Raw genomic sequence first — 6,342 nt, forward strand, 5'->3', positions numbered from 1 at the left:
CGGTCGGGGGCCCGGGCGCGGTGCCGCGGGCCGAGCGGGGGAGGAGCTGTCCGCGGCCGCGCGCGCCCGCTTCTTCTTCGAGGACGCCATCGTCAGAAGATCATGGGCCGGTCGTCGTCGAGGGTCGTCTCGAGATCGAGGTCGACGACCACGGGGACGTGGTCGCTCGGGGCGTCGCCCTTGCGCTCGTCGCGGTGGATCGAAGCGGCCGTGACCAGCTCGCCGAACGCGTGCGAGCCGAGGACGAAGTCGATCCGGAGGCCCTCGTTGCGCGGGAAGCGCAGCTGCTTGTAGTCCCAGTAGGTGTATCCCTCCGGCACGAGCGGGCGCACGACGTCGCTCAGACCGGCCGCCTCGAACGCGGCGAAGGCCTCGCGCTCGGGGATCGAGACGTGCGTGGATCCGGGGCCCAGCGACGGGTCGCCCACGTCGCTGTCGAGCGGAGCGACGTTCCAGTCGCCCACGAGCGCGAGCGGCAGATCCGGCTGCGCGGTCAGCCACTCGCGGGTGCTCGCCTCGAGGGCGGCGAGCCACTCGAGCTTGTAGGAGTAGTGCGGATCGCCGACGGCGCGGCCGTTGGGCACGTAGAGGCTCCAGACGCGCACGCCGTCGACGGTGGCGCCGATCGCGCGGGCCTCCAGCGGGAACGAGCCGTCCTCGGAGGGCGCCTTGGCGAAGCCGGGCATGCCGGGGAAGCCGACCTGCACGTCCTCCATCGGCAGGCGCGAGGCGATGCCCACGCCGTTCCACTGGCTGATGCCCGCCATCTCGACGTGGTATCCCGCCTCGGCGAAGGCCTCGTGCGGGAACTGCTCGGGCTTGCACTTCAGCTCCTGCATGGCGAGCACGTCGACGTCCTCTCGGACCAGCCAGTCGACGACGCGGCCCGTGCGGGCCCGGATGGAGTTCACGTTCCACGTGGCGATGCGCATCCTCGAAGTGTAGGAGCCGCCGCCGACAGGACGGTGCGGGCGGGACTGCGGGGGCGGGAGCGGCCCGCCCGCTCCACCGCTCCGCCGTCCCCTCGGTCATCCGCCCGGCGGATTGCGGAACCCGTGTCGGTGGTCGATGGTTGTCTGTGCGCCGTCCCGATCGGCGCCGCCGCGTCGTCCCGGCGCCGCCTCTCGCGGTCGCCGCTCCTCCTCCCGCCGCCCCTCCGCCGTCACCCGATCCGCAGCCCCCGCCGCCGCCCGACCCTCGGTCGCCGCCCGCGCGGGAGCAGCCGATCGGAGCGCGTCGTCCCCTCCGGATCGGCCCGCCACCGCTCCCCGCACTCCCACTCCGTCTCGAGGAACCCCGTGATCCTGCTCCGACTCGCATCGTCCTACGCGAAGCCCTACTCCCGCTGGATCGCGGCGGTCGTCGTGCTGCAGCTGATCTCGACGCTCGCCGCGCTGTACCTCCCGAGCCTCAACGCCGAGATCATCGACCAGGGCATCGGCACCGGTGACACCGACTTCATCTGGTCGACGGGCGTGACCATGCTCGGCGTCTGCCTCGTGCAGGTCGTCACCGCGATCGGAGGCGTCTACTTCGGCGCCCGCACCGCGATGGCCGTCGGGCGCGACCTGCGCCGCGACGTGTACCGCCGCGTCGACTCCCTGAGCGGGCTCGAGGTCGGCCGGTTCGGCACGGCCACCCTGATCACCCGCGGCACGAACGACGTGCAGCAGGTGCAGATGCTCGTGCTGATGACGCTCAACTTCATGGTCTCGACCCCGATCATGTGCATCGGAGGGATCGTCTTCGCGCTCCGCGAGGACGTGGGCCTCTCGTGGCTGGTCTGGGTCTCGGTGCCGGTGCTGTTCGTCGTCGTCGGCGTGCTGGTCTTCCTCCTGCTGCCGCTGTTCCGCCTCATGCAGGACCGCATCGACGGCATCAACGGGGTGCTGCGCGAGCAGATCACGGGTATCCGCGTCGTGCGGGCCTTCGTGCGCGAGCCCTTCGAGTCCGAGCGCTACCGCCGCGCGAACGCGGCGATCACCGAGGTGTCGATCAAGGTCGGCAACATCTTCGTGCTGATGTTCCCGGCGATCATGATGATCCTGCACCTCGCCACGGCCGCCGTGCTCTGGTTCGGCGGGCAGCGCGTGGATGCGGGCCAGATGCAGATCGGCTCGCTGACGGCGTTCCTGCAGTACCTCCTGCAGATCCTCACCGCGGTGATGATGGGCGTCTTCATGGTGATGATGATCCCGAGGGCCGTCGTCTGCGCCGAGCGCATCGACGAGGTGCTCGGCACCCGCACGAGTCTCACCAACCCCGCGGGCGGAGCGGTCACGCCGACCCTCGGCCGCGTCGAGTTCCGCGACGTCGTCTTCGGCTACCCCGGCGCCGAGCGCCCCGTGCTCTCGGGAGTCGACCTCGTCGCCGAGCCCGGCCGCACGACCGCGATCGTCGGCTCCACCGGCGCCGGCAAGACGACGCTGCTCGGTCTCGTGCCCCGCCTGTTCGACCCGCAGGAGGGGTCGGTGACGATCGACGGCGTGCCCGTCTCGTCGCTCGACCGCGCCCAGCTCGCCGAGGTCATCGGCCTCGTCCCGCAGCGCCCGTACCTCTTCTCGGGCACGATCGCCTCGAACCTCCGATTCGGACGCCCCGACGCCACCGACGCCGAGCTGTGGGAGGCGCTGCGCATCGCCCAGGGCGAGGACTTCGTCCGCAGCAAGGAGCACGGTCTCGACGAGCCGGTCTCGCAGGGCGGCACGAACGTCTCGGGCGGTCAGCGGCAGCGGCTCTGCATCGCGCGGGCCCTCGTCGCCAGGCCCCGCGTCTACCTCTTCGACGACTCCTTCTCGGCACTCGACGTCGCGACCGATGCGCGGCTGCGCGAGTCCCTCGCCGCGGCGACCACCGACGCGACCGTGATCATCGTCGCGCAGCGCGTCTCCACCATCCGCCACGCCGACCAGATCGTCGTCCTCGACGCCGGTCGCGTGGTCGGCCGCGGCACCCACGACGACCTCCTCGAGACGAACGCGACCTACCGCGAGATCGTCGAATCGCAGCTGAGCACCGAAGGGGTGGCCTGAGATGGCACGCGTCCGCGACACGGTCGACGAGCAGCCGGCCGAGCCGGAGTCGCTCGCCCCCGAGTACGAGCCCGGCGAGGCCGACGGCGGCATGTTCGGCGACGGGCCGCCCGCGCGCAAGGCTCAGCACTTCTGGCCCTCCGCGAAGCGGCTCTTCAGCCTGCTCGGCCCCGAGAGGGCCCGGATGATCGTGGTCGTCGCGCTGGTCTCGGCGTCGGTCGTCCTCACCGTCATCGCGCCGAAGATCCTCGGCCAGGCGATGGACACGATCTTCAACGGCGTGATCGGATCGCAGCTGCCCGCCGGAGTGCCGCTCGAGCAGATCATCGAGCAGCAGCGCGCCTCGGGCAACGGCACGTTCGCCGACATGCTCTCCAAGACCGACATCGTGCCCGGGCAGGGCATCGACTTCGTCGTGCTCGGCCGGCTCATCATCATCGTGCTGCTGATGTACGTGGTCGCCTCCGTCCTCATGTGGGCGCAGGGCTTCCTCCTCAACGGCCTCGTGATGCGGGTCGTCTACGGTCTGCGCCAGGACATCGAGGCCAAGCTCAACCGGCTGCCGCTGCGCTACTTCGACACCCGGCAGCGCGGCGACGTGATGTCGCGCGTCACGAACGACGTCGACAACATCCAGACCGCCCTGCAGCAGGCGTTCTCGCAGCTCGTCCAGTCGGTGCTGACGATCATCGGCATCGCGGCGATGATGTTCATCGTCTCGTGGCAGCTCGCGCTGATCGCCCTGATCTCGCTTCCGCTGTCGGGCATCATCGCCGGGGTCATTGGCGCCCGGTCGCAGAAGCTGTTCGCCGCGCAGTGGAAGAACACCGGCGCGCTGAACGGCCACATCGAGGAGTCGTTCTCGGGCCTCGAGATCGTGCGCGCCTTCGGCCGCGACCGCGAGATGCTCGAGGAGTTCGACCGCCGCAACGACGACCTGTACACCGCGTCCTTCGGCGCCCAGTTCGTGTCGGGCATGATCATGCCCGCGATGACCTTCGTCTCGTACCTGTCCTACGTCCTCATCGCCGTCGTCGGCGGGCTCCGGGTGGCCTCGGGGCAGCTGACCCTCGGAGACGCGACCGCGTTCATCCAGTACTCGCGCGAGTTCACCCAGCCGGTGACCCAGCTGGCGAGCATGGCCAACATGCTCCAGTCGGGCGTCGCCTCGGCCGAGCGCACCTTCGAGCTGCTCGACGCCGACGAGCAGGACGCCGAGACCGTCACCGACTCGCTCCCCGAGCGCACCGACGGCCACGTCGAGTTCCAGGACGTCTCGTTCTCGTACGACCCGGAGCAGCCGCTGATCGAGGGGCTCTCGTTCTCGGCGCAGCCCGGGCAGACCGTCGCGATCGTCGGCCCGACCGGCGCGGGCAAGACGACGCTCGTGAACCTCGTGATGCGCTTCTACGAGCTGACCGGCGGCCGCATCCTGCTCGACGGCGTCGACATCACCCGCCTCGCCCGCGGCGACCTCCGCTCGCGGGTCGGCATGGTCCTCCAGGATGCGTGGCTCTTCGCGGGCACGATCCGCGAGAACATCCGCTACGGCCGACTCGACGCGACCGACGACGAGATCGCCGACGCGGCGCGGGCCACCATGGTCGACCGCTTCGTGCAGCAGCTCCCCGACGGCTACGACACGGTGCTCGACGCCGACGGCGGCAGCGTCTCTGCCGGAGAGCGCCAGCTGATCACGATCGCGCGCGCGTTCCTCGCGAATCCGTCGCTCCTGATCCTCGACGAGGCGACCTCCTCGGTCGACACCCGCACCGAGCTGCTGGTGCAGCACGCGATGGCCGCGCTGCGCACCGACCGCACCTCGTTCGTCATCGCCCACCGGCTCTCGACGATCCGCGACGCCGACACGATCCTCGTCATGGAGGCGGGCCGCATCGTCGAGCAGGGCGCCCACGACGAGCTCCTGCGCCGCCGCGGCGCCTACTACGAGCTCTACATGACCCAGTTCCGCGGGGGGAGCGACGAGCCGGCGGGGGAGACCTCGCCCGCGGGCCTCCCCGGAGGCGCCGAGACCGCCCCGTAGAGTGGCCCTGTGAACGACGCACGCCAGCAGCTCATCGAGTACATCGGCTCCGACGCCGTCTTCCACGGGGACTTCACCCTGACGAGCGGCAAGAAGGCGAGCTACTACGTCGACCTCCGCCGGGTCAGCCTCGACCACCGGGTCGCCCCGCTGATCGGGCAGGTCATGCTCGACCTCATCGCGCCGATCGAGCGCGTCGACGCCGTCGGCGGGCTCACCATGGGCGCCGATCCGATCGCCTCGGCGATCCTGCACCAGGGCGCGGCCCGCGGGCTCGCCTACGACGCGTTCGTGGTGCGCAAGGAGCCGAAGGACCACGGCCGCGGCCGGCAGGTCGAGGGCCCCGACCTCGAGGGCAAGCGCGTCGTCGTCGTCGAGGACACCTCCACCACCGGCGGCTCGCCGCTGAAGGCCATCGAGGCTCTGCTGAAGGTCGGTGCCGAGATCGCCGGAGTCGCCGTCGTCGTCGATCGCGCGACGGGTGCACGCGAGATCATCGAGGACGCCGGGTACCCCTACTTCGCCGCGATCGGGCTGGCCGACCTCGGGCTGAGCTGATGGTCGACGACGGCAACCGCGGGCGCGGCGACCACCCCGAGGGAGAGGACCGCCCGAAGGAGCCCGAGCGCCAGGTCGGCGGCAGCGAGTGGCTCCTGCAGCAGCTGAGCGGCGGACGGCTGAAGAGCATCTTCGATGCTCCGCGCCCGGCCGCTGACGGATCCGGGTGGACGCCCGTCGATCCGGAGGAGTCCGACGCCGCGCACGAGGAGCCCGCGCACGAGGAGCCCGCGCCGAAGGAGCCCGCGCAGGACGAGCCCGCGCACGAGGAGCCCGCGCCGCAGGAGTCCGCACCGGAGCGGCCGACGCCGACGGTCGGCCGCGAGGAGCCCGAGGCGACGACGGTGCACGTGCCGCCGCTCGTCGCGGCCGAGGCCTCTGCTCCGCCCGAGCCCACGATGGTGCTGGAGCCGACCCCGCCCCTGCAGACCTCTGCACCCGGCGAGGAGCGCGAGCAGGACCGCGGCCCGGAGCGCGAGCCCGATGCGATCCGCGAACCCGCTCCCGATGCCGCTCCTGCTCCCGAGCCCGAGCGCCCCGCGGAGCCCGATACCGAGGTCGCCGTCGACCGCGGACGTGCTGCGGAGCCCGAGCGCCCCGCAGCGCCCGTGCGCTCGCAGCCGCGGTTCGACGCCGCGCGCCGGGACCCGGCCGAGAGCGCCTCGACCGCCCGCCCCGTTCCTCCCGTCGCCGGCCCCCCGTCGTCCG

At 71.5% G+C, this 6,342-nt stretch carries 4 protein-coding genes and 1 pseudogene; 4 read left to right on the forward strand and 1 reads right to left on the reverse strand.

Annotated elements, in window-relative coordinates; all coding sequences use genetic code 11:
- Positions 1-92: 92 nt before the first annotated feature.
- The gene (locus B0T42_RS18475; protein WP_077224443.1) at positions 93-932 is read right to left on the reverse strand and encodes an exodeoxyribonuclease III; all 840 of its coding nucleotides are present in this window, start codon (positions 930-932) and stop codon (positions 93-95) included.
- Between the two features lie 366 nt (positions 933-1,298).
- Here B0T42_RS18475 and B0T42_RS18480 point away from each other — a divergent pair, with 366 nt between their 5' ends.
- From B0T42_RS18480 to B0T42_RS18495, 4 genes and pseudogenes are all read left to right on the forward strand, one after another.
- A complete protein-coding gene (locus B0T42_RS18480) occupies positions 1,299-3,032 on the forward strand; it encodes an ABC transporter ATP-binding protein (protein WP_077224444.1) in 1,734 nt (577 codons plus the stop codon).
- A gap of 1 nt (position 3,033) precedes the next feature.
- Positions 3,034-5,076, forward strand: coding sequence for an ABC transporter ATP-binding protein (locus tag B0T42_RS18485; RefSeq protein ID WP_077224445.1), 2,043 nt, complete (start codon positions 3,034-3,036; stop codon positions 5,074-5,076).
- Positions 5,077-5,085: 9 nt separating this feature from the next.
- Positions 5,086-5,634: an orotate phosphoribosyltransferase gene (gene pyrE / locus B0T42_RS18490; protein WP_055794176.1), complete on the forward strand. Its 549-nt coding sequence runs from the start codon at positions 5,086-5,088 to the stop codon at positions 5,632-5,634.
- Positions 5,634-6,342 (forward strand): annotated as a pseudogene (locus tag B0T42_RS18495) (hypothetical protein); the annotation flags it as partial. The gene pyrE and the pseudogene B0T42_RS18495, both read left to right, overlap by 1 nt.

This window comes from Rathayibacter rhapontici, from assembly GCF_001995175.1.
GTDB lineage: Bacteria > Actinomycetota > Actinomycetes > Actinomycetales > Microbacteriaceae > Rathayibacter.

Coding starts and splice junctions, on each gene's coding strand:
- B0T42_RS18485 (WP_077224445.1), top strand. CDS start 3,034: ATGGCACGCGTCCGCGACACGGTCGACGAGCAGCCGGCCGAGCCGGAG.
- B0T42_RS18475 (WP_077224443.1), bottom strand. CDS start 932: ATGCGCATCGCCACGTGGAACGTGAACTCCATCCGGGCCCGCACGGGC.